General features: G+C 63.2%; 24 protein-coding genes. 12 read left to right on the forward strand and 12 right to left on the reverse strand.

Annotation, left to right across the window (positions count from 1 at the left end; translation table 11 throughout):
• Nucleotides 1-100 precede the first annotated feature (100 nt).
• Entirely contained in the window at nucleotides 101-952 is an 852-nt protein-coding gene (locus tag P7228_RS07600) for a helix-turn-helix domain-containing protein (RefSeq protein ID WP_278017606.1), read from the forward strand.
• Between the two features lie 73 nt (nucleotides 953-1025).
• On the opposite strand, the gene rplL is transcribed toward P7228_RS07600, so the two are convergent.
• Nucleotides 1026-1406 carry a 50S ribosomal protein L7/L12 gene (gene rplL / locus P7228_RS07605; RefSeq protein WP_278017607.1) on the reverse strand — a complete coding sequence of 127 codons (381 nt, stop codon included), beginning with the start codon at nucleotides 1404-1406 and terminating at the stop codon, nucleotides 1026-1028.
• An 81-nt stretch (nucleotides 1407-1487) separates the two neighbouring features.
• The gene (rplJ, locus tag P7228_RS07610) at nucleotides 1488-2003 is read right to left on the reverse strand and encodes a 50S ribosomal protein L10 (RefSeq protein WP_278017608.1); all 516 of its coding nucleotides are present in this window, start codon (nucleotides 2001-2003) and stop codon (nucleotides 1488-1490) included.
• Nucleotides 2004-2466: 463 nt separating this feature from the next.
• Between rplJ and P7228_RS07615 the strand changes: the two genes are divergently transcribed.
• Both P7228_RS07615 and P7228_RS07620 read left to right on the forward strand, forming a co-directional pair.
• Entirely contained in the window at nucleotides 2467-3204 is a 738-nt protein-coding gene (locus P7228_RS07615) for a helix-turn-helix transcriptional regulator (protein ID WP_278017609.1), read from the forward strand.
• A 51-nt stretch (nucleotides 3205-3255) separates the two neighbouring features.
• The gene (locus P7228_RS07620) at nucleotides 3256-4395 is read left to right on the forward strand and encodes a hypothetical protein (protein ID WP_278017610.1); all 1140 of its coding nucleotides are present in this window, start codon (nucleotides 3256-3258) and stop codon (nucleotides 4393-4395) included.
• Between the two features lie 55 nt (nucleotides 4396-4450).
• On the opposite strand, the gene P7228_RS07625 is transcribed toward P7228_RS07620, so the two are convergent.
• From P7228_RS07625 to P7228_RS07640, 4 genes are all read right to left on the reverse strand, one after another.
• Nucleotides 4451-4657: a helix-turn-helix domain-containing protein gene (locus P7228_RS07625; RefSeq protein ID WP_278017611.1), complete on the reverse strand. Its 207-nt coding sequence runs from the start codon at nucleotides 4655-4657 to the stop codon at nucleotides 4451-4453.
• Nucleotides 4657-5202 (reverse strand): DUF2975 domain-containing protein, encoded by a 546-nt coding sequence (locus P7228_RS07630; protein WP_278017612.1) that lies wholly within the window; start codon nucleotides 5200-5202, stop codon nucleotides 4657-4659. The genes P7228_RS07625 and P7228_RS07630 overlap by 1 nt, the downstream gene beginning before the upstream one ends.
• A 29-nt stretch (nucleotides 5203-5231) precedes the next feature.
• Nucleotides 5232-5360, reverse strand: a complete 129-nt coding sequence (locus P7228_RS07635; protein ID WP_278017613.1) for a hypothetical protein — start codon at nucleotides 5358-5360, stop codon at nucleotides 5232-5234.
• A gap of 187 nt (nucleotides 5361-5547) precedes the next feature.
• Nucleotides 5548-6174 (reverse strand): LuxR C-terminal-related transcriptional regulator, encoded by a 627-nt coding sequence (locus P7228_RS07640; protein ID WP_278017614.1) that lies wholly within the window; start codon nucleotides 6172-6174, stop codon nucleotides 5548-5550.
• A gap of 121 nt (nucleotides 6175-6295) precedes the next feature.
• On the opposite strand from P7228_RS07640, the gene P7228_RS07645 reads away from it, so the two are divergent.
• Nucleotides 6296-6985, forward strand: a complete 690-nt coding sequence (locus P7228_RS07645) for a DUF4956 domain-containing protein (RefSeq protein ID WP_278017615.1) — start codon at nucleotides 6296-6298, stop codon at nucleotides 6983-6985.
• A gap of 18 nt (nucleotides 6986-7003) precedes the next feature.
• Here the strand turns inward: P7228_RS07645 and P7228_RS07650 are convergent, their stop codons facing one another.
• Both P7228_RS07650 and P7228_RS07655 read right to left on the reverse strand, forming a co-directional pair.
• Complete coding sequence (locus tag P7228_RS07650; RefSeq protein ID WP_278017616.1) at nucleotides 7004-8041, reverse strand: hypothetical protein; 1038 nt, start codon at nucleotides 8039-8041, stop codon at nucleotides 7004-7006.
• Nucleotides 8038-9108 carry a metallophosphoesterase gene (locus P7228_RS07655; RefSeq protein ID WP_278017617.1) on the reverse strand — a complete coding sequence of 357 codons (1071 nt, stop codon included), beginning with the start codon at nucleotides 9106-9108 and terminating at the stop codon, nucleotides 8038-8040. Before P7228_RS07655 ends, P7228_RS07650 begins: the two co-directional genes overlap by 4 nt.
• A gap of 354 nt (nucleotides 9109-9462) precedes the next feature.
• Here P7228_RS07655 and rpoB point away from each other — a divergent pair, with 354 nt between their 5' ends.
• The 6 genes from rpoB to P7228_RS07685 all read left to right on the forward strand — a co-directional run bounded on the left by rpoB (nucleotide 9463) and on the right by P7228_RS07685 (nucleotide 21484).
• On the forward strand, nucleotides 9463-13647 hold the full coding sequence (gene rpoB, locus P7228_RS07660) for a DNA-directed RNA polymerase subunit beta (RefSeq protein WP_278017618.1): 4185 nt from the start codon (nucleotides 9463-9465) through the stop codon (nucleotides 13645-13647).
• A 79-nt stretch (nucleotides 13648-13726) separates the two neighbouring features.
• Complete coding sequence (rpoC, locus tag P7228_RS07665; protein ID WP_278017619.1) at nucleotides 13727-18034, forward strand: DNA-directed RNA polymerase subunit beta'; 4308 nt, start codon at nucleotides 13727-13729, stop codon at nucleotides 18032-18034.
• Between the two features lie 96 nt (nucleotides 18035-18130).
• The gene (locus tag P7228_RS07670; RefSeq protein ID WP_278017620.1) at nucleotides 18131-18616 is read left to right on the forward strand and encodes a hypothetical protein; all 486 of its coding nucleotides are present in this window, start codon (nucleotides 18131-18133) and stop codon (nucleotides 18614-18616) included.
• 27 nt (nucleotides 18617-18643) lie between these two features.
• A complete protein-coding gene (gltX, locus tag P7228_RS07675) occupies nucleotides 18644-19978 on the forward strand; it encodes a glutamate--tRNA ligase (protein WP_278017621.1) in 1335 nt (444 codons plus the stop codon).
• 21 nt (nucleotides 19979-19999) lie between these two features.
• Complete coding sequence (locus P7228_RS07680; protein ID WP_278017622.1) at nucleotides 20000-21016, forward strand: histone deacetylase family protein; 1017 nt, start codon at nucleotides 20000-20002, stop codon at nucleotides 21014-21016.
• Nucleotides 21017-21187: 171 nt separating this feature from the next.
• A complete protein-coding gene (locus tag P7228_RS07685; protein WP_278017623.1) occupies nucleotides 21188-21484 on the forward strand; it encodes a PilZ domain-containing protein in 297 nt (98 codons plus the stop codon).
• 24 nt (nucleotides 21485-21508) lie between these two features.
• Here P7228_RS07685 and P7228_RS07690 read toward each other — a convergent pair whose 3' ends face one another.
• The 4 genes from P7228_RS07690 to pyk all read right to left on the reverse strand — a co-directional run bounded on the left by P7228_RS07690 (nucleotide 21509) and on the right by pyk (nucleotide 24092).
• Nucleotides 21509-21709 (reverse strand): hypothetical protein, encoded by a 201-nt coding sequence (locus tag P7228_RS07690; protein ID WP_278017624.1) that lies wholly within the window; start codon nucleotides 21707-21709, stop codon nucleotides 21509-21511.
• 59 nt (nucleotides 21710-21768) lie between these two features.
• Nucleotides 21769-21921, reverse strand: coding sequence for a hypothetical protein (locus tag P7228_RS07695; protein ID WP_278017625.1), 153 nt, complete (start codon nucleotides 21919-21921; stop codon nucleotides 21769-21771).
• Between the two features lie 43 nt (nucleotides 21922-21964).
• Nucleotides 21965-22231 (reverse strand): translation initiation factor IF-1, encoded by a 267-nt coding sequence (gene infA / locus P7228_RS07700; protein WP_278017626.1) that lies wholly within the window; start codon nucleotides 22229-22231, stop codon nucleotides 21965-21967.
• A gap of 376 nt (nucleotides 22232-22607) precedes the next feature.
• Nucleotides 22608-24092 (reverse strand): pyruvate kinase, encoded by a 1485-nt coding sequence (gene pyk, locus P7228_RS07705; RefSeq protein ID WP_278017627.1) that lies wholly within the window; start codon nucleotides 24090-24092, stop codon nucleotides 22608-22610.
• 49 nt (nucleotides 24093-24141) lie between these two features.
• On the opposite strand from pyk, the gene P7228_RS07710 reads away from it, so the two are divergent.
• Both P7228_RS07710 and P7228_RS07715 read left to right on the forward strand, forming a co-directional pair.
• Nucleotides 24142-24456, forward strand: a complete 315-nt coding sequence (locus P7228_RS07710; protein ID WP_278017628.1) for a DUF1244 domain-containing protein — start codon at nucleotides 24142-24144, stop codon at nucleotides 24454-24456.
• A 94-nt stretch (nucleotides 24457-24550) separates the two neighbouring features.
• Nucleotides 24551-24787 (forward strand): DUF2312 domain-containing protein, encoded by a 237-nt coding sequence (locus tag P7228_RS07715; protein WP_278017629.1) that lies wholly within the window; start codon nucleotides 24551-24553, stop codon nucleotides 24785-24787.
• Nucleotides 24788-24815: the final 28 nt, after the last annotated feature.

Here is a 24815-nt window from a genome sequence, read left to right on the forward strand (position 1 = left end):
TGCCGAATTGGGAGGGCTAGTCCAGTCGTTGGTAGAAAATCTTGAACGATCGGTGCATCGGCGTTTGACTTGATCGGGCATAGTCACGCAGCCTCCCCCCATGCCCGAGGCACATTGCACCCACTGTCGCGAGCCACATGCTGGTACGCAGTTCTTCGGTGAACCCGAATACAGGCGCAGCCTCGACGGGTTGCAAATCGCCGAGGTGCATCATCGGGCCGGTTGTGACGTGCCGCGTCACGCGCACACATCAGCATTCGTCAGCGTGCTGCTGACCGGCCGTTATCAATCGCGCTTCGGGAATACGGTGGCGGAATTCGAACCCGGCCGCGCCGTCTGGCACGAGGGTGGCTTCGATCACGAGGATTCGATCGCGGCGGGCGGCGCGCGTTTTCTCTGCGTCGAGGTGGACGATCGCCGACTGGCTTGCCTGCGCGATTATCATCCGCGTTCGCCCGCTTCACAGACGCTCGACGACCGCGCCTCCTTCGCGCTGCTTCGCCTGTTTGCCGCCAACCGGGCGAGCGACGACGACCTCTCGATCGAGGCACTCGGTGCGGAGTTTCTCGGCCTGATGTGCGAGCCGGATTGCTCCGCCGATGAGGGGCGGGCGCCGTGGCTCGATCGGGTGTGCGATCGCATCACCTGCGCGCCGGGAGATCGGGCCAGCCTGTCGGAGCTTGCGGCGATCGCGGCGGTGCACCCCTCTCACCTCGCGCGCAGCTTTCGCGCACGGTACGGGTGCAGTGTCGGCGAGTATGCGCGCGCATACCGGCTTACGCGGGCGTGGCACCTATTGGCTGGGCGCCGGCTGCCGGTGGCAGAAGTCGCCTATAGCCTCGGATACGCCGACCAGTCCCATTTCACCCGCGAGTTCTCGCGGCAACTGGCGATCCCTCCGGCGCGGGCGCGGCGTCTACTGCGTCAAGGCGGGGCCGTTCTCGACGCATAGAAAAAGGGCGGCACCCGCAGGTACCGCCCTCTCCTGAACCAATGGGTTCGAAGCGTCGTTGCGACGCGAACTCTTACTTGAGTTCGACGGTGCCGCCGGCTGCTTCGATCTTGCCCTTGATTTCTTCGGCTTCTGCCTTGTTGACGCCTTCCTTGAGGGGCTTCGGCGCGCCTTCGACAAGAGCCTTGGCTTCGGTGAGGCCCAGGCCGGTGATGGCGCGGACTTCCTTGATCACCTGGATCTTCTTGCCACCGTCGCCGGTCAGGACGACGTCGAATTCGTCCTTTTCTTCGGCAGCGGCGCCACCATCGGCACCACCAGCGGCGGGGCCAGCAACGGCAACAGCAGCAGCGGCGCTAACGCCCCACTCTTCTTCGAGCGCCTTGGCAAGCTCAGCGGCTTCCAGGACGGTCAGCTTCGACAGTTCTTCAACAAGCTTGGCGATATCGGCCATGATGTTTCACTCCAAAATATTCGGCTGGGATGCCCCTGCGGGGTCGATCCCGGAAAAAATCGCGTTTGCGAAAACCTCGTCTTACGCAGCTTCCTTGGTGCCATAGGCACCAAAGACGCGGGCAAGCTTGGCAGCCGGGGCATTGACGACCTGGGCAACCTTGGTTGCCGGGGCGTTGATGAGACCCACGATCTTGCCACGCAGTTCGTCGAGGCTGGGCATCGAGGCGAGTGCCTTGACCCCTGCTTCGTCGAGCACCTGCGTGCCCATCGAGCCACCGACGATTTCCAGCTTGTCGTTCGACTTGGCGAAATCGACAGCGGCCTTGGCAGCCGCGACCGGGTCTTCCGACCAGGCCAGCGCGGTCGGGCCGTTGAGGAATTCCTCGAGCCCGACGTAATCGGTGTCCTTCAGGGCGAGCTTGGCGAGACGGTTCTTCGCAACCTTGTAGGACGCACCGGCTTCACGCATCTTCGAGCGCAGTTCGGTCGACTGGGCGACCGACAGGCCGAGGTTACGGGTGACAACCACCACGCCGACCTCGTTGAAGACTTCGTTGAGCTGGGCGACCGCATCGGCTTTCTGCGAACGATCCATGCCATACTCCTTCACTATGACCATCCGGGATGGCTCCCGCATGGCCGGCTCACATTGTCCATGCCGCAGCGAATGCTCCGACACGGGCTAGGTCCGTCGACAAAGGGAAGGAGGGGTGCATGCGCCGAAAGGAGCATGCGAGCGAGCGCCAAATTTGGCGACCCGCGAAATCTCTTTTCCCCGTCTAGGCTGCAAATTAAGGTCAGGCAGATCCTGGCCAGCAACTGTCTCGGACGGATGACCGCAAAAGCAGTCGGGGCGCGCCAATAACGGCTTGTACGGACGAGTCAAGGAGAATGCCGCGTGTCGGACTCGCTTTGTCGCCTGCAGAACCGAAGTTTCGCAAGGGCGATTGCGGGCTAGGTTAGCGGCGATGGAACCAGCCCTGCAAATCACTGGCACCGCGCCCGATCACCGGACGGGCTCCTATCGGGCATGGAGGCTCCAGCATCAGGGTTCCAGCATGGTCGATCTGGCCTGGCACAGCCGGGTCGATCACGGCCGACCCGAAGCGCATCGCCTCCTGCCGCACAGCGAACCCTCGCTGGCGATAAGGCGAAGGTTTGATCGCAACGGGCTGACGACCGGCTATCGGTTCGACATCACCTGCGTTCGCCCGGATGGCGGGCACTATTGTCCCGAACCGGGCGAGGAGATCTACGGTCTGAGGCTCGCCCCGGAATGGATGGAATCTGCGCTTGGCCTACGAGCGGCAGAACTGCATGAAAACGATCGGGAAGTTCCCGCACACCTCCTGCACCTGTTCGGTGACGTCAGGAAATTGGCCGACGCGGACGACTTTGTCTCCGCCTGGAAGTGCATGCTCGAAGTGACCGCCCGGCAGGGCGCAGATGCCGAGATCGACCGGCTCGGCTATGCGGCGGCGCTGTCGCGGTCTGCCGAAGGGCGGATCACGCCGGGCGAACTGGCCGACCGCGCCGATATCAGCCCGCGTCACCTGCGGCGCGGTTTCGTCGAACGGTTCGGGTTGTCGCCTCGCGGTTGGGCGCGGCGTTTAAGACTGACGGCGGCACTGCTCGAAGCAGAGCGGTACGACCGGCCCGATTGGGCCGGGATTGCGGCGGGCAACCGGTTCTCCGATCAGGCGCATCTGATCCGCGAATGCCGCGCGATCCTGGGCGAGAGCCCGCGCGAATTCCACGCCCAAAGGCGTGGCATGGCCGTTTCGTTCAATCCTTGAGCGCTGCGCTCGGCTTCCCTGCCGGAAATCACCGATTTTCCGGAGGTATCGATGCCCAAAGCTCCCGCCATCTTCCCTCTCACGTTCGTGCTGGCGAGCCTCGCCATGCCACTGGCCGCGCAAGACAATCCGCCCAGCTTCGGCGGTTACGAGTTGAAGGTTCTCGCCAATGCCGACGGCGTTTCCGTTGCACAGCGCGACGGACGCGAGGTCCTCACGGTCAGCCGTGCCGCGGTCATGCTCGCAGATGCCGAATTTGCGGAAGGCGTCATCGAATTCGACATCAGCTTTGCCGATCAATTCGGTTTCGGCGGTGTGAACTGGCACGTCTCGGACGATGGCCAGGATTCGGAATATTTCTATCTCCGCCAGCACAAGTCGGGCGAACCCGATGCCGGCCAATACACGCCGGTGCGCGGCGGGCTGACCTCGTGGCAGATCTTCACCGATGCCAATGCGATCGCCCCCTTCGCCTACACCCATGAAGGCTGGAACAGGGTCAGGATCGTGGTCGCGGGCGACAAGGCCGACTTCTATTTCAACGGCAGCACTGCCCCGGTCATCCATGTGCCCGATCTGGCAAGCGACCGCGGAACCGGGGGGATCGCATTTCGTTCGTCCGGCCCTGGCGGCAGGATCGACATTGCCAATCTGGCGATACGGCCGCTGGCGCCGGGCGAGGCGATTATCGGCCAGCCCGCGGCGGTCGAGACACCTCCGGATGGGGTGATCGGAAGCTGGGCGGTCTCGCAACCGTTCGACGAGGCGCTGGTGTTGGGCCAGCTCGCTCTTCCGCGCGCGGTGGCGAGCCTCCCCCAGATCGCCACGGTCGCGGTCGAAAGCTTTGGGATTGCCGACTTGTCGCGCGCCGCTGCGCCCGACGACGGGGCGGATACGGTACTCGTATCGACCCGGATCAATGCAAGCCGGGCCAGGCGGGTACGACTGAATTTCGGCTATTCCGACCGCGTTCGCCTGTTCCTCAACGGCGAACTCGTGTTCGAAGGTGATGCCGGCTGGCGCGTGCGCGACCACTTCTTTCTCGGCACTGTCGGTTTCAAGGACGCCGTCATGCTCGACCTCAGGCAAGGTGAGAATGTGCTGACGGCAGCCGTGTCCGAGACGTTCGGCGGCTGGGCCTTTGCCGGAGCGATTGCCGATCGTGAGGGGTTGAAGGTGGATGCCCAATGAAAAGGGCCGCCCCCGGGGGAGGGGCGGCCCGCGACTTGGACCGGAAAGCGAGAGATCAGTCCGCGTCGTAACCGAGCAGGTCGCCTGGCTGGCATTCGAGCTCGCGGCAGATCGCTTCGAGGGTCGAGAAACGGATCGCCTTGGCCTTGCCGGTCTTGAGGATCGAAAGGTTGGCGAGGGTCAGACCTACACGGTCGGCCAGTTCGGTGAGGGTCATGCGGCGGTCGTGCAGCAGGTCGTCGAGTTTCACGTTGATGGTCATCACACGGTCCCCTCCAGGTCTTCGCGCATGGCCGCGCCGTGGCGGAACACGCGGGCGAGGATGAACAGCACGATCACCAGCAGGATCGCCGAGAGATCGACCCCCGCGTCGATGTGAATATCGGCGCCCTCGAACTGATCGGCCCATTTGGCGACCAGAACACCCAGCGCTGCAGCGGGGATCAGCAGGACCTGGACCCCGAGCGTCAGCCAGGCCATCAGGTTGAGCCTTTCGGCATTTTCGGGCGCGAAGGGATCGCCGTCGCCGACGGTCTCGATGATCTTGCGCAGCTTGCCGAAGAAGATGAACGCGCCCGTCACGATGATGAAGCCCAGCAGCATGAGGCCAACGACCGTCAGGGTCGGGAAGGCCGAGGCGGCATCGCCATATTTCTCGGCGATCTCTAGATTGATCCTGCCCCGCATGAGCAGGATCACGGGGGTGGCGATGGCGAGGGCAACTGCGGCGAAGCCGAGCAGCCCCTGCATGATGATGGTCAGCACGCGGCCGGCCAGCAGCAGTGGGTCGTTGCGGTGGGAAAACATCAGGGGGTCCTTTCGCGGTCCGAAGCGGCTCAGGCGAGCACGGGGGCGACGATCACGGCTGCCTCGACGGCCGGGACGGTCACGATCGCATTGAGCGAGGCAACGGTGACGAAAAGGGCAGCTACGAAAGCGGCGGAATGGGAAGCAAAACGTGTCATTTATCGATCTCCTTTAATTTCAATATCGATAATCAATAAGGCGAGTCTCTCTTATTGTCAATCGATAATATCGAAAATCGATATTTCACTTATTGTTTCGCGAGATAGCGGCATATCGAACATCGATATGTGAGGAGCTGAGGCGTCCGAATCCGGCACGGATTCCCGATTCGCCGCCGAATCGATGCTAGTTTTGCGCTGGCACGACCGACATCAGCGCCAACGGCCGTCCGTCATTGTCCTCGACGAAGCCCATCCACTCTTCGCTGCCGTCCTCATGGGTATGGATGCGATGCGGCGCTGAAAGGACCTTGGCGCCCCGCTCTTCCAGCCGGGCGAACTCGCCGTGAAGATCATCGACGCGAAAATAGAGCAGCGATTCTGCCGCAGCCTCACCCTCCGTCAGCATCAGCCGGACCCCGTTGCAGGCAAAGAAGGCGAGCGTCCCGGCGTCGAACAGCGGCTCCAGCCCCAAGACGTCGCGGTACCAGCGTCTCGATTCCTCGATGTCGCTGACCGAGCGGGCGATCTGCCCGATGGTGCCGAACGGAATTTCCTCGACCATGTCGATCCTCCTTTGCATGGCGCTCATGGCGTCGATCCCCGGCCAGCGCTTCAATTCCGCCCGCGACCGCATCCCCAGCTTCGAGAGGATGTTGGAGACATGGAACTTCACCGCGTTGGCGCTGATCTCCTGCCTTCGCGCGATTTGCTGGTTAGTCAGCCCATGGCGTACGCCCTCGGCCACGCGCCATTCGGCCGGCGTGAGGATGTCGGGATGGGCGGGTCGGCCACGAAGTCCGGTTGGCGACATATCGGCTCAACTAGCACCGCTCGTGGCGATTTTCCCTACCCACTCGGTTTTGATCGCCAGCGATTCCTGCCTATGCTATTGCGAGAACGATGTTTTCGTCCGGGGTTTGGGAGGGGCAAGGATGAGAGTGGCACGCCTGTTCGTCCGGCTGACGCTATTCTATGCGCTGGTCACGGGAATTGTGTTTGCGGCCGTCTCGATCCACCCGCCGCTGGGCGAATTCCTCCCGATCGGCGGCGCGCAGACACTGCTTTCCGGTCCCAAGGGCAACCCGCTTGAAAGCGTGAACATCGGCGCGGAACGCGCAGCCAACCTGGGCGGATCGGTCACCTGGCTGTTCGTCGCGGTGGCGGGCGCGCTGCTCACCACCCTGCCGGTGACCTGGGTCTACATGGCTAGCCGCAGCCGCAAGGAATACGACCAGGCGCTGGTCGAAACCATGATCGTGCTGCCGATCGCGGTCACCGCCATCGTCGTGATGGTGCACAATTCGCTGGCTCTGGCATTCTCTCTGGCGGGAATCGTCGGCGGGGTAAGGTTCCGCAACACGCTCAAGAGTTCGGGCGATGCGATCTACATCCTCCTGGCGATCGGGATCGGCCTGGCAGCGGGCATCGGCGCGCTCGAGATCGCACTCGTCATGACAGTGATGTTCAACTACGCCTTCGCGTTCCTGTGGGTGGCCGACTATGGCGGCGTCACCGGGACGCACCGCTATCTCAGGCCGAGTAATCCCGAAGACGAGGTGGAAGGCGCAGGCCCCATTGCCGAGGATCACACCCAATCGGGCGAGGGCAGCGAACGCGGCTAGCCGCCTGGGCCGGCAAGCCTAGCGGCACTTCGAAAGCAGGTTCTTTTCCAGCGCCTGATCGTCGGCAATGTCATCGAAGAAGCCGCCGAGATACTTCTCCATGTCCTGCAGAGTCTTCGGCTCGAGCCCGGGGATGCTGCGCAGTTCGGCCAGCAGGGCAGGGCGCGCATCGCGCAAGCGCTGGGCTTCTGCCGGGACCAGCGCGTTGACGCTGCAATAGCCGCGATAGACCCGCTGGGTGACCGAGCGGATCTTGAGCACGGCATTGGGCACCGCATAGGGGGCATCGACCAGACCCGAATTGTCGAAATCGTAAGGCAGGGGCGTAAGGTCGCTCCGCGCTTCCTTGCTGGCGCCGAGAACCTTGGAATTATGGCAGCAATCCTTGGGATCGGGCCCCATGGTCATGTCCCAATCCGTGTTTCCGATCATGTACTGGAACAGACCGTAACGCGCGGCGTCCTGCGGGATGAGTGCGCTGGAGCGGAAATTGCCGGTGTCGACCTCTTTCAGGCCGAGCCGTCTTGCCGCATCGTCGGCATCCTCGATCAGGAAACCGAGGCGGGTGGTCAGCACCTTGCCGTCATCGTTATAGGTGATGCGCGCCAGCCGGACCTTGAGGCTTTCGGGCGTCACCGCATTATAAAGCCGGTAGGCGGCGTATTCGCGCAGCACCGTCTGGTCGTAGCTGCCCTGGTCGCGGCAATGCGAAACGAGCTTGAGGCTGCCCTGTTTGTGCATCAGCGAGGTCTCGGCGGGCTTCTCCGACAGGCGGATGCGCAGCGGCGGGAAGCGGCAATTCTCGCGCCGACGCCGCGAGATTCCGCGCGCTGCCAGCGTGATCGCGTGGCTCTCGCCCGCCGTCTCAAGCGTCGCAGGATAGGCATCGGTCGAACGCTCGGCTCCGCGCGCAATCTTGTTGATCGGGCCGGAGAGCGTAAGGTCGAGCGGCGTATCCTGGGCGAACAGCGGCGTCACCTTGTCGGGAGCCTCCTGCGCCGATGCCACACTGGCCAGCGCCAGCGTTCCGGCCAGTCCGAACAGAAACCTCTTCATGGCGTAACCTCCCCGGTCAGTGGCAATTCGCGGCTGGTCCATGTCCCATCGGGCGCACGCTGGTGGGCGATCGCCCGTTCGCCGATCAGCTCGAGATAAGTCGCGGGGCCTCCGTAATGCGCCGCGATCCCGGTATCGACGCGCAGCAGGCGGCCACCATGATCGGCCAGTATCCCATCAAGTGAAGGCGTATGCGCCACCACCAGTCGGCTGGCCGAATAGCGGGTCAGGACCTGGGCCAGCTCCTCGGCGATCGCAGGACGTTCGACCTCTTCCGGCGCGCGCGTGATATTTCCGCGATACCACAGCGGCCCAAGCGGATCCTCGAGCACGCTGCGATCCACCTCTTCGCCGGGCGCCAGCGCCGCCGCAAATCGCGCGTTGAGCACATCGAGCGGCTCGACCGCGCGCTCGGCGCTCAGCCCGCCATGGACAAAAATCGTCGTGCCGACCTGCACCACCGCAGGCCGGCCAGCGGCCCATTGCGCCAGTTCGCCTCCCGGCGACCAGGCACGTCGGTGCTCGAGCTTGCCCAGCGGGGTGTCGGCGAACCAGCGTTCCTTGGCTTCCTCCGGCCCGATCGGCGGATCAAGGGCACCGTAGCCTGCCTCGATCATTTCGCGATTGGCCTTCCAGGTCAGGTCGCGGCGCCGCTTAGACTTGCGGTCGGCGAAGGCGGCGTATTCGCCGGGATGGACATAGCGCAGGTCGCCGATGACATTCATCGCCTCGTGATTGCCCAGCAGGACAACGACACGGCCACCGCTCTTCGGCGCATCCGCTTCGAGCGCCTGGAGGCTGCGAATGATCTTGAGTGAATCGGGGCCGCGATCGGTCACATCGCCCATCTGGACGAGGACGCTATCCCCTCCGGTCCAGCGGCCCTTGGCATCCATCAGGCCCGCTGCGCGCGCGATGTCCTTCCACGCCGCGTGGTCGCCGTGCAGGTCGCCCACTGCAATCACGCGCGAAGGTGCTTCTTCGGCCCATGAAGCGCTCGCAAGCGAGAGGATTGCGAGCAGCGCCGCGAATGCCTGCACCAGCGCCATACCGAATCTGCCAGCCATGCCTCAATCCCCCGGCGTCGATTCGCATATAGCACAAAAATCACCGATACTTACGAGCCTCGCATTGGTCGGCGATTAGCGGGTTTGACAAACCCTGCCGCTGTTCCTACATGCCACTCCAACCGCGTGCTTCGAGCAAGGCTGATTCATGCGCGGGGATCGGCCAAGGAATGGAAGCAGCGGGCTCCATATTCGCGACGCTTGTCAAAGCTGCAGCTGCGCTCCGAGAGAGGTGCGCCTATCGCTGCGGCCTTTTTGCGTCTCGATATCGGAGCCCTTTTCCGTGTGACCGACACGAGTTCACGAGACCGGGGATCATGTGCCCCGGCGCAACACAAAGAGGTTATCTCCCTCATGGCTACCAAGGCGAAGGCCCCGAAAACCAAGGCTTCGGGTACCGCGAAGCGACGCATCCGCAAGATCTTCGGCGACATCCACGAAGTCGTCCAGATGCCGAACCTGATCGAGGTTCAGCGCGAGAGCTACGAGCAGTTCCTGCGGTCGGACAAGGAAACGGGCTATGTTTCCGGACTCGAAAAGACGCTGCGCAGCGTTTTCCCGATCCGCGACTTCGCCGGCACCGCCGAACTGGACTTCGTCCATTACGAGCTGGAAGATCCCAAGTACGACACCACCGAATGCCGCCAGCGCGGGATTACCTTCGCTGCGCCGATGAAGGTCACGCTGCGCCTGATCGTGTTCGAAGTCGACCAGGAAACCGAAACCCGCTCCGTCCTCGATATCAAGGAGCAGGACGTCTACATGGGCGACATGCCGCTGATGACGGACAACGGTACCTTCATCATCAACGGTACCGAGCGCGTCATCGTCTCGCAGATGCACCGTTCGCCGGGTGTGCTGTTCGACCATGACCGTGGCAAGACCCATAGCTCGGGCAAGCTGCTGTTCGCTGCGCGCGTCATTCCCTATCGTGGTTCGTGGCTCGATTTCGAATTCGATGCCAAGGACATCGTCAACGTCCGCATCGACCGCAAGCGCAAGCTGCCGGTCACTGCGCTGCTCTATGCGCTGGGCCTCGACAGCGAGGAAATCCTCGACTTCTTTTACGACAAGATCACCTGGGAACGCGCCAAGGACGGGTGGAAGATCCCGTTCGTGCCGGAACAGTGGCGCGGCCAGAAGCCGGCCTTCGCGCTGGTCGACGCCAAGACCGGTGAGGAAGTCTTCCCCGCCGGCCAGAAGATTTCGCCCCGCGCCGCCAACAAGGCGGCCAAGGACGGTCTTGCCAACCTGCTGCTGCCGACCGAGGAAATCTTCGGCCGCTACGCCGCCAACGACCTGATCGACGAGAAGACCGGCCGCATCTACATCGAGGCGGGCGACGAAGTTGCACCCGAGAACCTCGAAGCGCTCGACAATGCCGGGATCGACAAGCTCGAACTGCTCGACATCGATCACGTCAACACCGGCCCGTGGATCCGCAACACGCTCAAGGCCGACAAGGCCGAGAACCGCGACGAGGGCCTGGAGGCGATCTACAAGGTCATGCGTCCGGGCGAACCGCCGACGAAGGAAACCGCCGAAGCGCTGTTCGAAGGCCTGTTCTTCGATAGCGAGCGCTACGACCTTTCCGCGGTCGGCCGCGTCAAGCTCAACATGCGCCTCAGCCTCGACGCCGAGGACACCGTCACCACGCTGCGCAAGGAAGACATCCTGGCCGTGGTGAAGGAACTCGTCGGCCTCAAGGACGGCAAGGGCGAAGTCGACGACATCGACAACCTCGGCAACCGCCGTGTCCGCTCGGTCGGCGAACTGCTCGAAAACCAGTACCGCGTCGGCCTGCTGCGCATGGAACGCGCGGTCAAGGAACGCATGAGCTCGGTCGATGTGTCGACCGTGATGCCGAACGACCTGATCAACGCGAAGCCCGCCGTGGCCGCGGTGCGCGAGTTCTTCGGCTCTTCGCAGCTTTCGCAGTTCATGGACCAGACCAACCCGCTGTCGGAAGTCACCCACAAGCGCCGCGTTTCGGCGCTTGGCCCGGGCGGCCTCACCCGCGAGCGCGCTGGCTTTGAAGTTCGCGACGTTCACCCGACGCACTATGGCCGCATCTGCCCGATCGAAACGCCGGAAGGTCCGAACATCGGCCTGATCAACTCGCTGGCCTCGTTCAGCCGGGTCAACAAGTACGGTTTCATCGAAACGCCCTATCGCGAAGTGAAGGACGGCAAGGTCACGCAGGACGTGGTCTACCTCTCGGCGATGGAAGAGCAGAAGCACACCGTCGCGCAGGCTTCGGCCGAACTCGACGGCAAGGGTGCCTTCGTCGAGGAGCTGATCTCGGCCCGCCAGCACGGCGACAACCTTATGGCCCCGCGCGACCAGGTCACGCTGATGGACGTCAGCCCCAAGCAGCTCGTCTCGGTTGCGGCATCGCTCATTCCGTTCCTGGAAAACGATGACGCCAACCGCGCGCTGATGGGCTCGAACATGCAGCGCCAGGCCGTACCGCTGGTGAAGGCCGAAGCGCCTTTCGTCGGCACCGGCATGGAGGAAACCGTGGCGCGTGACAGCGGCGCGGCGATCACCGCCACCCGCGGCGGGATCGTCGACCAGGTCGACGCGACCCGTATCGTCATCCGCGCTATCGGCGACGTCGAACCCGGCCAGTCGGGCGTCGATATCTATCGTCTGCAGAAGTTCCAGCGTTCGAACCAGAACACCTGCATCAACCAGCGTCCGCTGGTGAAGGTGGGCGAGACGGTCGAAGCCGGCGACATCATCGCAGACGGTCCTTCGACCGACCTCGGTGAACTCGCGCTGGGCCGCAACAGCCTCGTCGCGTTCATGCCGTGGAACGGCTACAACTACGAAGACTCGATCCTGATCTCCGAACGCATCGTGAAGGATGACGTGTTCACCTCGATCCATATCGAGGAATTCGAGGTCATGGCGCGCGACACCAAGCTCGGTCCGGAAGACATCACCCGCGACATTCCCAATGTTGGCGAGGAAGCCCTGCGCAACCTCGACGAAGCGGGCATCGTCTACATCGGCGCCGAAGTGCACCCGGGTGACATCCTCGTCGGCAAGATCACGCCCAAGGGTGAAAGCCCGATGACGCCGGAAGAGAAGCTCCTGCGCGCCATCTTCGGTGAGAAGGCATCGGACGTGCGCGACACTTCGCTGCGCCTGCCGCCGGGTGTGGCCGGGACGATCGTCGAAGTGCGCGTGTTCAACCGCCACGGTATCGAGATCGACGACCGTACGCGCGCCATCCAGCACGAGGAAATCGAGCGCCTGCGCAAGGACAGCCAGGACGAACGCGCGATCCTCAACCGGGCGACCTACAACCGTCTGCGCGACATGCTGCTCGGCCAGACCGCTTCGGCAGCGCCCAAGGGCATCAAGAAGGGCGTCACGATCGATGAGGCTCTGCTTGAGGAAGTCGAGCGCCACGAATGGTTCAAGTTCGCGGTCGCCGAAGACAACCGCCAGGCGCAGATCGAAGCCGTCAAGTCGCAGTACGACGAAGCCGTCAAGGGCATCGAAGACAAGTTCGAGGACCGCAAGGAAAAGCTCGAACGCGGTGACGAACTCGCTCCCGGCGTGCTCAAGATGGTCAAGGTCTTCGTCGCGGTGAAGCGCAAGCTGCAGCCGGGCGACAAGATGGCCGGCCGTCACGGTAACAAGGGTGTGATTTCGCGCATCCTGCCGGCCGAAGACATGCCGTTCCTCGAGGACGGTACGCCGGTCGACATCGTGCTCAACCCGCTCGGCGTTCCTTCGCGCATGAACGTCGGCCAGATCTTCGAAACGCACCTCGGCATGGCCGCGCGCGGTCTCGGCCAGCAGGTTACTGCTGCGCTCGAGGAATGGCGGGCTGCCAATCCGGACGCCGCCGAAGACTATGCCAAGGCCAAGCCTCCGGCAGCCGTCGTCGAGAAGCTGAAGGACGTTTACGGCGAGCAGTACCACGACGAGATCGAGGCGCGTTCCACCGCCGAGATCGTCGAGCTGGCCGGCAACCTCACCAATGGCGTGCCGATGGGCACCCCGGTGTTCGACGGCGCGCGCGAAGGCGATGTCACCGCGATGCTCGAGAAGGCCGGCCTCGACGGTTCGGGCCAGGTAACGCTCTACGACGGGCGCACCGGCGATGCCTTCGACCGCAAGGTGACCGTGGGCTACATCTACATGTTGAAGCTCCATCACCTCGTCGACGACAAGATCCACGCTCGCTCGATCGGCCCCTACTCGCTCGTCACCCAGCAGCCGCTGGGCGGTAAGGCGCAGTTCGGCGGCCAGCGTTTCGGCGAAATGGAGGTCTGGGCGCTGCAGGCCTATGGCGCTGCCTACACCCTGCAGGAAATGCTTACCGTCAAGTCGGACGACGTGGTCGGTCGGACCAAGGTCTACGAAGCGATCGTCAAGGGCGACGACACCTTCGAAGCGGGCATTCCGGAGAGCTTCAACGTGCTCGTGAAGGAAATGCGCTCGCTGGGCCTCAACGTCGAACTCAAGTCGCTGACCGAAGGCGACGAAGACGAGGACGAATGGCCGGAGGCAGCGGAATAAGGGGAGCGGGCCGAGTTATTTGCTTTTTGGCCCCCTCCTCATCCGCGCCCTAGAATTTCACCCGTACGGGAATTGAAAAATGAACGAACTGACCAAATTCACCAACCAGCTCGCAAAGCCGGAAACCTTCGACCAGATCCAGATCGGGATCGCCAGCCCCGAGCGTATCCGCTCGTGGTCCTTCGGTGAGATCAAGAAGCCCGAGACGATCAACTATCGGACCTTCAAGCCCGAGCGTGACGGCCTCTTCTGCGCCCGCATCTTCGGCCCGGTGAAGGATTACGAATGCCTGTGCGGCAAGTACAAGCGCATGAAGTACAAGGGCGTCGTCTGCGAGAAGTGCGGCGTCGAAGTTACCGTGACCAAGGTTCGCCGCGAGCGCATGGGACACATCGAACTGGCTGCGCCGGTCGCGCACATCTGGTTCCTCAAGTCGCTGCCCTCGCGTATCGGCCTGCTGCTCGACATGCAATTGAAGCAGCTCGAGCGCGTGCTCTATTTCGAGAGCTACATCGTTACCGAGCCTGGCCTGACCGCGCTTGAGAAGTTCCAGCTGCTGACCGAGGACGAACTCCTCGAAGCGCAGGACGAGTATGGCGAAGACGCCTTTAGCGCCGGCATCGGTGCCGAAGCGGTCAAGCTGATGCTGATGGATCTCGACCTCGAACAGGAACGCGAAGACCTGCTCGAAGAGCTCGCGACCACCAAGTCCGCGCTCAAGCCGAAGAAGATCATCAAGCGCCTGAAGGTCGTCGAAAGCTTCATCGATTCGGGCAACCGTCCCGAATGGATGATCCTCGAAGTCATTCCGGTCATTCCGCCGGAACTGCGCCCGCTCGTCCCGCTGGACGGCGGTCGTTTCGCGACCTCGGACCTCAACGATCTCTATCGCCGCGTCATCAACCGTAACAACCGCTTGAAGCGCCTGATCGAGCTGCGCGCGCCGGACATCATCGTCCGCAACGAAAAGCGCATGCTGCAGGAAGCGGTAGACGCGCTGTTCGACAACGGCCGCCGTGGCCGCGTCATTACCGGTGCGAACAAACGTCCGCTGAAGTCGCTCAGCGACATGCTCAAGGGCAAGCAGGGTCGCTTCCGCCAGAACCTGCTCGGTAAGCGCGTCGACTATTCGGGCCGTTCGGTCATCGTGACCGGTCCGGAACTCAAGCTGCACCAGTGCGGTCTGCCGAAGAAGATGGCGCTCGAGCTGTTCAAGCCGTTCATCTACGCCCGTCTCGACGCCAAGGGTCTTTCGATGACCCTCAAGCAGGCGAAGAAGTGGGTCGAGAAGGAGCGCAAGGAAGTCTGGGATATCCTGGATGAAGTCATCCGCGAGCACCCGGTTCTCCTGAACCGCGCGCCGACGCTTCACCGTCTCGGCATCCAGGCGTTCGAGCCCGTGCTGATCGAGGGCAAGGCGATCCAGCTTCACCCGCTGGTCTGCGCTGCCTTCAACGCCGACTTCGACGGCGACCAGATGGCCGTGCACGTACCGCTGAGCCTCGAGGCCCAGCTGGAAGCGCGCGTGCTGATGATGTCGACCAACAACATCCTCTCGCCCGCCAACGGCAAGCCGATCATCGTGCCTTCGCAGGACATGGTTCTCGGTCTCTATTACCTGTCGATGGAACGGCAGGAAAAGACGCCCGAGTACATCGAGGAAAAGGACGGCACCAAGATCGAGAAGCTGCCGCGTTTCGCCGACATGGCCGAAGTGCACCAGGCGCTCGAAGTGAAGTCGGTTTCGCTTCACAGCCGCATCATCGCCCGCGTTCCGCAGGCCGATGAAGACGGCAATGTCGAGATGAAGCGCTTCATCACGACCCCGGGTCGCATGCTGCTGGGCGAATGCCTGCCGAAGAACCACAAGGTTCCCTTCGACATCGTCAACCGCCTGCTGACCAAGAAGGACATCGCCGACGTTATCGACGAGGTCTATCGCCACACCGGCCAGAAGGACACTGTGCTTTTCGCCGACGCCATCATGGCGCTGGGCTTCCGCCACGCGTTCAAGGCCGGCATCTCGTTCGGCAAGGACGACATGATCATCCCCGAAGAGAAGATCGAACTGGTCGAACAGACCAAGTCGCTGGTGGCCGATTACGAACAGCAGTACCAGGACGGCCTGATCACCCAGCAGGAAAAGTACAACAAGGTGATCGACGCCTGGAGCCGTTGCGGCGACCAGGTGGCCGATGCCATGATGGAAAAGATCAAGTCGCGCCCGATCGACAAGGACGGCAAGGAAGCCGAGATCAACTCGATCTACATGATGAGCCACTCGGGTGCCCGTGGTAGCCCGGCGCAGATGAAGCAGCTCGCCGGTATGCGCGGCCTGATGGCCAAGCCGTCGGGCGAGATCATCGAGAACCCGATCATCTCGAACTTCAAGGAAGGCCTCAACGTTCTCGAGTACTTCAACTCGACCCACGGCGCTCGTAAGGGGCTGGCCGACACCGCGCTCAAGACGGCGAACTCAGGTTACCTGACCCGCCGCCTGGTCGACGTGTCGCAGGACTGCGTGATCGTGACCGAGGACTGCAAGACCGAGAACGCGCTCGAAATGCGTGCGATCGTCCAGGGCGGCAGCGTCATCGCTTCGCTCGGCGAGCGTATCCTGGGCCGCACCGTGGCCGAGGATATCGTCAACGCCTCGACCGGTGACGTGATCGTCAAGGCCGGTACGCTGATCGACGAGCCGATGGTGAAGGAAATCGAGGAGGCCGAAACGCAGGTCGCCAAGATCCGCTCGCCGCTAGTCTGCGAAGCCGAACAGGGCGTTTGCGCGACCTGCTACGGACGCGACCTCGCCCGCGGTACGCCGGTCAACATCGGTGAAGCGGTCGGCGTGATCGCGGCACAGTCGATCGGTGAACCGGGCACGCAGTTGACCATGCGTACCTTCCACATCGGTGGTGCGGCGCAGCTCAACGAAACCTCGCATCTCGAAGCGGTGTCGGACGGCAAGGTCGTTTATCGCGACATGCCGACCATCGTCGACAAGAAGGGCCGCATCCTGTCGCTCGCTCGCAATGGCGAGCTGGCGGTCATCGACAAGGAAGGCCGCGAGCGCGAAATCCACAAGGTGCCTTACGGTACCGTGCTGATGCACAAGGATGGCGCGCAGGTGAAGGAAGGCGAACGCCTGGCAGAGTGGGATCCGTTCACCCTGCCGATCATCACCGAACAGTCGGGCGTGGTTCGCTATCAGGACCTGATCGACGGCACCACGATGGAAGAGCGCGTCGACGAAGCGACCGGCATTGCCCAGCGCGTCGTCACCGAACTTCGCGCCAGCGGCCGCAAGAAGAAGGAAGACCTGCGTCCGCGCCTCACTCTGCTGGGCGAGGAAACCGGCAAGAAGGGCGAAGAAACCGAAGCGGCACGCTACATGCTCGCTCCGGGTACCTCGCTTTCGGTCGAGGACGGCCAGCACGTCGATGCGGGTGACATTCTTGCCCGTGCTTCGCGCGAAGCAGCCAAGACGCGCGACATCACCGGCGGTCTGCCGCGTGTTGCCGAGCTGTTCGAAGCGCGCCTGCCGAAGGACAATGCTGTCATCGCCAAGATTTCGGGCAAGATCGAATTCGTCCGTGAATACAAGGCGAAGCGCAAGATCGCGATCGTGCCGGAGGAAGGTGATGCAGTCGAGTACCTGATCCCCAAGACCAAGGTGATCGACGTGCAGGAAGGCGACTTCGTGAAGAAGGGCGATACGCTCATCTCGGGCTCGCCCAACCCGCACGACATCCTCGAAGTTCTCGGGATCGAAGCTCTGGCCGAGTATCTCGTGAACGAGATCCAGGAAGTCTACCGACTGCAGGGCGTGAAGATCAACGACAAGCACATCGAGGTGATCGTTCGCCAGATGCTGCAGAAGGTCGAGATCACCGATGGCGGCGATACCACGCTGCTGCCGGGCGAACAGGTCGACCTGGCCGAGATGCTGGAGATCAACGGCAGGCTCGCCAAGGGCAAGGCTCCGGCGCAGGGCACTCCGATCCTGCTCGGGATCACCAAGGCCTCGCTGCAGACCCGTTCGTTCATCTCGGCGGCTTCGTTCCAGGAAACCACGCGCGTGCTCACGCAGGCCGCGGTCGAAGGGAAGAAGGACACGCTGATCGGCCTCAAGGAAAACGTGATTGTCGGCCGTCTCATCCCCGCCGGTACCGGCGCGGGCATGAATCGCATGCGCGTCACCGCTTCCAGCCGCGACGCTGCGCTCCGTGCGCAGTGGAAGAAGCAGCAGGAAGCGCTGGTTGCGGCTGGCGAGACCGAAGTCGAGCCCGAAGCCGACGCCATCCCCTCGGAAGAGGCGATGAAGGCGGCGATGGGCGGCTCTGGCGGCGGCAGCGAAGCTCCGGCAGAGGCAGCCGCAGAGGAATAATCCTCTGCCCGCCAGTCACTGGCTGACCAACAATGACCCCGCTGGAGGCACACGCTTCCGGCGGGGTCTTTTTATTCGTCCGTGCGTTGTCGCGGAATGCGATGGTTTACGGCTTTGCTCGCGTTCCTGGCACTGGTCGCCTGCCAACCTGACTTCGTGCAGGAAACGCCGGAAGACCGGGTGGGGGCTCCGAACGAGCCATCCAACTCAGGCGCGCTTGTCCCGATAGAGAGCCTGGCCGGAGAATGGCGCGTCGCCGGTATCGACGGTGAGGCGCTGGACGAGCGCTACGGACTGACGCTTAGTGCGGATGACAACGAGATATGGTGGGAGCCGCGCTGTGCAGGAGTGATCCGCAGCTACCGGATCGACGGCACGGCTCTAGCGATCGGCTCGCCACGCGCGTCGGGGTCTCCAACACCACCGGGGGTTCCGCCGCCGCCGATCTGCACCATTGGTTGGCCACCGCGTCTGGTCGACGTGGGTGTGGCGCTGGATGCCGCCGTCACGATCGGACGTACGCCCTCGAACGGCATCGAACTGTCCGGCGGCGGACATAGCCTCACGCTGTTCTCGCAATAGGACCGAACCCGCGCTAAGCGCTCGGCTATGACTACAGTTACCCGTTTCGCTCCGTCTCCCACCGGGCGGCTTCATGTCGGCAATATCCGTACCGCGCTCCACAACTGGATGCTCGCGAAACAGGCGGGTGGGCGGTTCCTGCTGCGGATCGACGACACCGACGCCGAGCGGTCGCGCGAGGAATATGTCGAAGCGATCCGTTCCGATCTCGCCTGGCTCGGCATCGAACCGGAAGGGGAAAAGCGACAGTCGCAGCGGCTCGCGACCTATGACGCGGCGTTCGAGAGGCTACGCGAAGCGGGGCGGGTCTATCCCTGCTACGAGACTGCGCAGGAATTGGATCTCAAGCGCAAGGTGCTGCTTGGTCGCGGCCTGCCCCCCATCTACGATCGCGGCGCGCTCAAGCTGAGCGATGCGGAGCGCGCGGCGAAAGAGGCTGAAGGCACGGCGCCGCACTGGCGCTTCAAGCTCGACCACGATGCGCCGATCGAATGGGACGACGGGGTCCGCGGCAAGCAGCATTTCGATCCCGCCGCGCTGTCCGATCCGGTGGTCCGCCGCGCCGACGGCAGCTGGCTCTACATGTTGCCCAGCGCGGTCGACGATATCGACATGGGTGTGACCGATGTTCTGCGCGGCGAGGACCATGTTTCCAACACCGCGGTCCAGCTCCAGATGTTCAGCGCGCTGGGCAGCGAACCGCCGCGCTTTGCGCATGAGGCTCTGTTGGTCGGGCGCGAAGGCAAGCTCTCCAAACGGCTCGGTTCGCTCGGCTGCGATGCCTTCCGCGAGAAGGGAATCGAACCCGATGCGCTGGTTGCGTTGCTCGCGCGGCTCGGCACCTCGCTCCCGGTCGAGCCGATTGCCGACCGCCAGGTGCTGCTCGACAGCTTCGATCTGTCGACCTTCGGTCGCGCCCCGGCCAAGTTCGACGATGCCGAGCTTGAGCGGATCAATACTGCCATCGTCCACCAGATGTCCTACGCCGATGTGCAGGAACGCCTGCCTGCCGGGATGGACGAGGCGGGCTGGCGCGCGGTGCAGCCCAATCTTTCGACCGTCGGCGAGGCGGGCGAGTGGTGGCGGCTCGTCACCGGCCCGATCGACCAGCTCGAATTTTCGGCCGAGGATCGCGCATTTCTTGCGCAGGCGGCAAACCTGTTGAGCTGGGGCGATGACCCCTGGCATCAGCTCACCGGCGCGCTCAAGGAAGCGACCGGGCGCAAGGGCAAGCCGCTGTTCCTCCCGCTGCGCCAGGCGCTGACGGGCATGGATCATGGCCCGGACATGAAGGAACTGCTGCCGCTGATCGGTGAGGCGGAAGCGCGGGCGCGGTTGGCGCATGCTAGCCTGCACGGCTGATCTCGCTTAGCAGTCTCTTTCATGAGGCTGTTCTATCACCCTGCGCAAATGGGCCATGCGCCCGAACGCGAACTACACAATGGCGATTGGGTTCCTTTCGCCGAAAGCCCTGACCGATTGGCGCAGATTCTTGCAGTTTGCGGTGGTGGCGAGGAAGCCCGCGATCATGGCATGGCTCCGCTCGAAGCGGTGCATGATCCCGACTATCTCGCCTTCCTGCGGGCCGCGCATGATGAGTGGCTGGCCGCGGGCCGCCAGGGCGATGCAATCGGCTATGGTTTCCCGATCGTGCGGCGCCGCAAGCTGCAGTTCGAACGGATCGATGCCAAGCTCGGCGCGTGGTCAATGGATGCCGCCACTCCCATCGCTGCAGGGACGTGGGATGCCGCCTATTGGTCGGCGCAAGCGGCACTGTCGGCGCTCGATGCGATTGCTGCTGGCGATCGCCATGCCTTCGCGCTGTGCCGCCCGCCGGGCCACCACGCGGGGGCCGACTACATGGGCGGCTATTGCTTCATCAACAATGTCGCGGTCGCGGCGCGCGCGGCAAGCGCAATGGGCCTGGGTCCGGTCGCCATTCTCGATGTCGACTATCACCATGGCAACGGCACGCAGGACATCTTCTACGAGGATGGCGAGGTGTTCTTCGCCTCGATCCATGCCGACCCGGTGACCGATTACCCGTTCTACTGGGGGCATGCCGACGAGCAGGGAGAAGGTTCGGGCGAGGGCACGACTCTCAACCTTCCGCTGCCGCGCGGGACAGATTGGCACGGCTACCAGGGAGCGCTGGACCAAGCGCTCGAGGCGATCGTCGGCTGGGGGGCACGACTCATTGTCGTTTCTTTCGGGGCGGACACATTTGAAGACGATCCGATTTCAAGCTTCGCGCTGCAGACGAAAGATTTTTCGCGCATGGCCCGGCGCATTCACGCCACCGGCCTGCCGGCGTTAATAGTCATGGAAGGGGGGTACGCGGTCAGCGCCCTAGGCAACAATGTCGCCGCCTTCCTCGGCGGTTTCGACGTTCGGCCATGATCCCGGCGGCCGGATTGGGCGAAGTGTTTCCGAATTAACCGCGTTCCGCAACTGCGCCTGTCAATGCCGCGGTGTAACGCAAAATGCGCCATGATCGGTACGATGCTGGCAAACATCGCAGGTTACTCCTTCTGAAGCACACCGGATGGAACGAGAGAAAGGATAGTCGCGATGATGACTACACCGGGTTCGCAAGGCAGGAAGCTTCCGCAGGTGGAATGCCGCTATCGCAACGGGCGCAAGATGGTGCTCGATATCCTCGATATCTCGCTCGGCGGCTGCATGGTCGACGCCCGCGGCTGGGGCGCGGACGTGTGGGAACGCGTTTCGGTCAAGCTGCCCGGACTCGGTTGGCAGGGCGCCAGCGTCGTGTGGATCGAAGATCAACGCGCCGGAATTGCACTCGAGGAGCCGCTGCACGAGGCGACGCTCGCGCACATCATGGGACAATCGCTGCTTGCTGCGTGACGGGCTTATGCCCGAGAGAGCGTATCAGGGGCGGTCGGCCGAACCAAGCTGCGCCGCGCTCCACGCGCAGGCCGCGGCGGCACCGAGCTTGTTCTGATAGGTGAAGATGCGGGCGGCGATGCGCGATGCATCGGCCAGATGGGCGCTGCGTTCGGCAGACTCGACCGCGTCCCCGGCACGGATCAAGGCCTCCTGGTGCGCAGCATATTCGAGGTTCAGGTCCATTCTGGTTCTCCTGCTCCGGCGCGGTTCGCGCGGAGAGTGGTGCGGTCGCATTCGGTGCTTCAGTCGACCATCGCGGCGACGAGCTGTCGCAATTCGGGAATCGACAAGGCTGCCGGAAGGGTCATCGCCCCTGTCGGGGCAATCGGTTCGGCAATATGCCTCGGCTGCGTAGGTGCGCGGCGCGCAAACGCGCCGAAAATTCTGTAATTCATTGTCTTCTCTTCAGCGGCGGTTCGCCGCAATTCTATGTGGGTATCAGCGCCTGAAGTTGCGCCTGCGTGCGCCCCTGGTGCCTTGGCCCGGGGTCGGTTCACGGTAGATGATCCGTCCCTTGGTCAGGTCGTAGGGCGTCATTTCCACGTGCACCCGGTCGCCAACGACCGAGCGGATACGGAAACGGCGCATTCTTCCGGCCGTGTAGGCGATGATGCGATGCTCATTGTCCAGCGTTACGCCGAAACGACCGTCGGGCAGGATCTCGTCGATCTCGCCTTCCAATGTGATGAGCTCTTCCTTCGCCAATTGATTTCCTCGCGTGCAGGAGTGTCCCGCACACGGGAGAATCCCTGCGCGGAGCCATGCAGCGTGAAAGGAAAGAGGAGCCGCTTGGGCGGCGATCAACTTCCGTCGCAAGCGACGTTAGGCAATTCCCATATAGCGGATTGTAAAAAAATTACAAGGTAGACGCCCGATCCGGGCATTGTGACGGCCTCGGCGGCCGGTCACATTTGCCCTGGGCATCGTGCCACAATGGGCCGGTGCCGCCGTGTGACTCCGTTCTGCAACAAGGCTGGGGTAGGGGGACCAAGCGACCCGAAGGGCTCAGGCTTTGCCTATGAGCTCGAAACTCAAAAAACCCCCGCTTCGGCGGGGGTTCTTTTTTGAAACGGCAGGTCGACTACTCGCCGAAACCCTTGAGCTCGTCGCCGTGGAGGGTGACGACGTGGAGCAGATTGGTGGCGCCCGGGGTGCCGAAGGGGACGCCGGCGAGCGCGATCAGCTTGTTGCCTGCCTTGCCGAAGCCGTGGCGCAGCGCCATCCGCTTGCCCTTGGCGATCATCTCTTCGAAGCTGCCGATGTCCTTGGTCGCCACGGCATGGGCGCCCCACAGCAGGCCGACGCGCCGCGCGGTCCGCATCGAGGGGGTGAGCACCAGCATTGGCGTATCGGGCCGTTCGCGTGCCACCCGGCGCGCGGTCGAGCCCGACGACGTGAACACGGTGATCGCGCTGATCGAGACGGTGTCCGCAATGGTCATGCAGGCATGGCTGAGCGCATCGGCGGTGGTCGCATCGGGCGGCGTGTCGAGAAAGCGCACCCGCGCCTTGTAGTCCTCGCTGCGTTCGACCTGCACCGCGATCTTGTCCATCATCGCGACCGATTCCTCGGGCCACTCGCCCGCTGCGCTCTCGGCCGAGAGCATCACCGCATCGGCCCCGTCATAGACGGCGTTGGCGACGTCGGAGACCTCGGCCCGCGTCGGGGTCGGGCTCTCGATCATCGATTCGAGCATCTGCGTTGCCACGATCACCGGCTTGCCCGCCATGCGGGTGGCGTTGACGATCTTCTTCTGCAGCGGCGGAACTTCCTGCGGTTCGAGCTCGACGCCAAGATCGCCGCGCGCCACCATGATCCCGTCGGACAGCTCGATGATCTCGCCCAGCCGCCGTACCGCCATCGGCTTCTCGATCTTGGCGCATAGCGCGATCCCAGGCCCCATCAGCTTGCGCGCTTCGGCCAGGTCTTCAGGCCGCTGGACGAAGCTGAGACCGATCCAGTCGACCCCCTGTTCGACCGCAAAGGCAAGATCCTTGCGGTCCTTCTCGGTCATCGCGGGGATCGGCACTTCGGCATCGGGCACATTGACGCCCTTGCGGTCGGAGATCACTCCGCCGACTTCGGCCGAACACAGGATCTCGTTCGCATCGGCCCGGATCACCCGCAGGCGGATCTTGCCGTCGTTGATCAGCAGCCGCTGGCCCTTCTCGAGGATGCCGAAGAGTTCGGGATGCGGCAGCTCGACACGGTTCTCGTCGCCGGGTTCGGGATTGCGGTCGAGCGTGAAGTGGCCCGAATGGCGGATCACCGCCTGTCCGTCCTTGAACTTGCCGACGCGCAGCTTGGGACCCTGGAGGTCGGCGAGGATCGCAATCGGCTTGCCGAATTCCTTCTCCAGCGCGCGGATCGACCGGATCGTCTCGGCATGATCGGCGTGCTCGCCATGGCTCATGTTGACGCGAAAGGCGTCGGCCCCCGCCTTGACCAGCTTGGCCAACATCTCGCGATCGCGGCTCGCAGGGCCGACCGTCGCAAGTATCTTCACCTTGCGACCTCGCGGGTCGAGCTTGGCGAGGGTGGTTTTCTGGGCGTTGGATGTTTGCATCGAACGCCTGCTATGACACAGAACAATGGCAACTCAAGGAAAGGTTTCAATGGATACGAATGCGCCAGATTCGCTCGATCGGCTCGACGATGAGGTAGCCGCGGCCGCGTTCCGCCGGCTGGTACGTCATCTGCGCCATCGCCACGATGCCCAGAACATCGAACTGATGGGTCTCGCGGGGTTCTGCCGCAACTGCCTCGCCGAATGGATTCGCGATGCCGGCTACGAGGGCGACAAGGCCGAGGCACGCGAATTGATCCACGGCATGCCGATGGATGAGTGGAAGGCGACCCGTCAGAAACCCGCCACCGATGAACAGCTGGCGGCGATGGAAGCGAGCCTCGCCAAAAATAAGGTGGATTGATCCCTTCGCGGGTTCACGCCCGCCCATGCGCTGGCTATCGAAGGGCGCAAGCCGATTCTCTCGGCCAACCTCAAATCCATGGAGCTGACTAAAGATGGCCGAAGCCACCGACGACCGCCTGCGCCTCTTGATCGAGCGCATCGAACGCCTCGAGGAAGAGAAAAAGGGCATCGCCGACGATATCCGCGACGTCTATGCCGAGGCCAAGGCGGTCGGTTACGACACCAAAATCATGCGCCAGATCGTGCGCCTCAGGAAGATGAAGCCCGACGATCGAGCAGAGATGGAAATGGTGCTCGAAACCTACAAGGCGGCACTCGGCCTCGCTTGATTCGATCGATTCGCGTATTATCTAGGTA

Source organism: Altererythrobacter sp. CAU 1644 (assembly GCF_029623755.1).
GTDB lineage: Bacteria > Pseudomonadota > Alphaproteobacteria > Sphingomonadales > Sphingomonadaceae > Erythrobacter > Erythrobacter arenosus.

Coding starts and splice junctions, on each gene's coding strand:
- P7228_RS07600 (WP_278017606.1), top strand. CDS start 101: ATGCCCGAGGCACATTGCACCCACTGTCGCGAGCCACATGCTGGTACG.
- rplL (WP_278017607.1), bottom strand. CDS start 1,406: ATGGCCGATATCGCCAAGCTTGTTGAAGAACTGTCGAAGCTGACCGTC.
- rplJ (WP_278017608.1), bottom strand. CDS start 2,003: ATGGATCGTTCGCAGAAAGCCGATGCGGTCGCCCAGCTCAACGAAGTC.
- P7228_RS07615 (WP_278017609.1), top strand. CDS start 2,467: ATGGTCGATCTGGCCTGGCACAGCCGGGTCGATCACGGCCGACCCGAA.
- P7228_RS07620 (WP_278017610.1), top strand. CDS start 3,256: ATGCCCAAAGCTCCCGCCATCTTCCCTCTCACGTTCGTGCTGGCGAGC.
- P7228_RS07625 (WP_278017611.1), bottom strand. CDS start 4,657: ATGACCATCAACGTGAAACTCGACGACCTGCTGCACGACCGCCGCATG.
- P7228_RS07630 (WP_278017612.1), bottom strand. CDS start 5,202: ATGTTTTCCCACCGCAACGACCCACTGCTGCTGGCCGGCCGCGTGCTG.
- P7228_RS07635 (WP_278017613.1), bottom strand. CDS start 5,360: ATGACACGTTTTGCTTCCCATTCCGCCGCTTTCGTAGCTGCCCTTTTC.
- P7228_RS07640 (WP_278017614.1), bottom strand. CDS start 6,174: ATGTCGCCAACCGGACTTCGTGGCCGACCCGCCCATCCCGACATCCTC.
- P7228_RS07645 (WP_278017615.1), top strand. CDS start 6,296: ATGAGAGTGGCACGCCTGTTCGTCCGGCTGACGCTATTCTATGCGCTG.
- P7228_RS07650 (WP_278017616.1), bottom strand. CDS start 8,041: ATGAAGAGGTTTCTGTTCGGACTGGCCGGAACGCTGGCGCTGGCCAGT.
- P7228_RS07655 (WP_278017617.1), bottom strand. CDS start 9,108: ATGGCTGGCAGATTCGGTATGGCGCTGGTGCAGGCATTCGCGGCGCTG.
- rpoB (WP_278017618.1), top strand. CDS start 9,463: ATGGCTACCAAGGCGAAGGCCCCGAAAACCAAGGCTTCGGGTACCGCG.
- rpoC (WP_278017619.1), top strand. CDS start 13,727: ATGAACGAACTGACCAAATTCACCAACCAGCTCGCAAAGCCGGAAACC.
- P7228_RS07670 (WP_278017620.1), top strand. CDS start 18,131: ATGCGATGGTTTACGGCTTTGCTCGCGTTCCTGGCACTGGTCGCCTGC.
- gltX (WP_278017621.1), top strand. CDS start 18,644: ATGACTACAGTTACCCGTTTCGCTCCGTCTCCCACCGGGCGGCTTCAT.
- P7228_RS07680 (WP_278017622.1), top strand. CDS start 20,000: ATGAGGCTGTTCTATCACCCTGCGCAAATGGGCCATGCGCCCGAACGC.
- P7228_RS07685 (WP_278017623.1), top strand. CDS start 21,188: ATGATGACTACACCGGGTTCGCAAGGCAGGAAGCTTCCGCAGGTGGAA.
- P7228_RS07690 (WP_278017624.1), bottom strand. CDS start 21,709: ATGGACCTGAACCTCGAATATGCTGCGCACCAGGAGGCCTTGATCCGT.
- P7228_RS07695 (WP_278017625.1), bottom strand. CDS start 21,921: ATGAATTACAGAATTTTCGGCGCGTTTGCGCGCCGCGCACCTACGCAG.
- pyk (WP_278017627.1), bottom strand. CDS start 24,092: ATGCAAACATCCAACGCCCAGAAAACCACCCTCGCCAAGCTCGACCCG.
- P7228_RS07710 (WP_278017628.1), top strand. CDS start 24,142: ATGGATACGAATGCGCCAGATTCGCTCGATCGGCTCGACGATGAGGTA.
- P7228_RS07715 (WP_278017629.1), top strand. CDS start 24,551: ATGGCCGAAGCCACCGACGACCGCCTGCGCCTCTTGATCGAGCGCATC.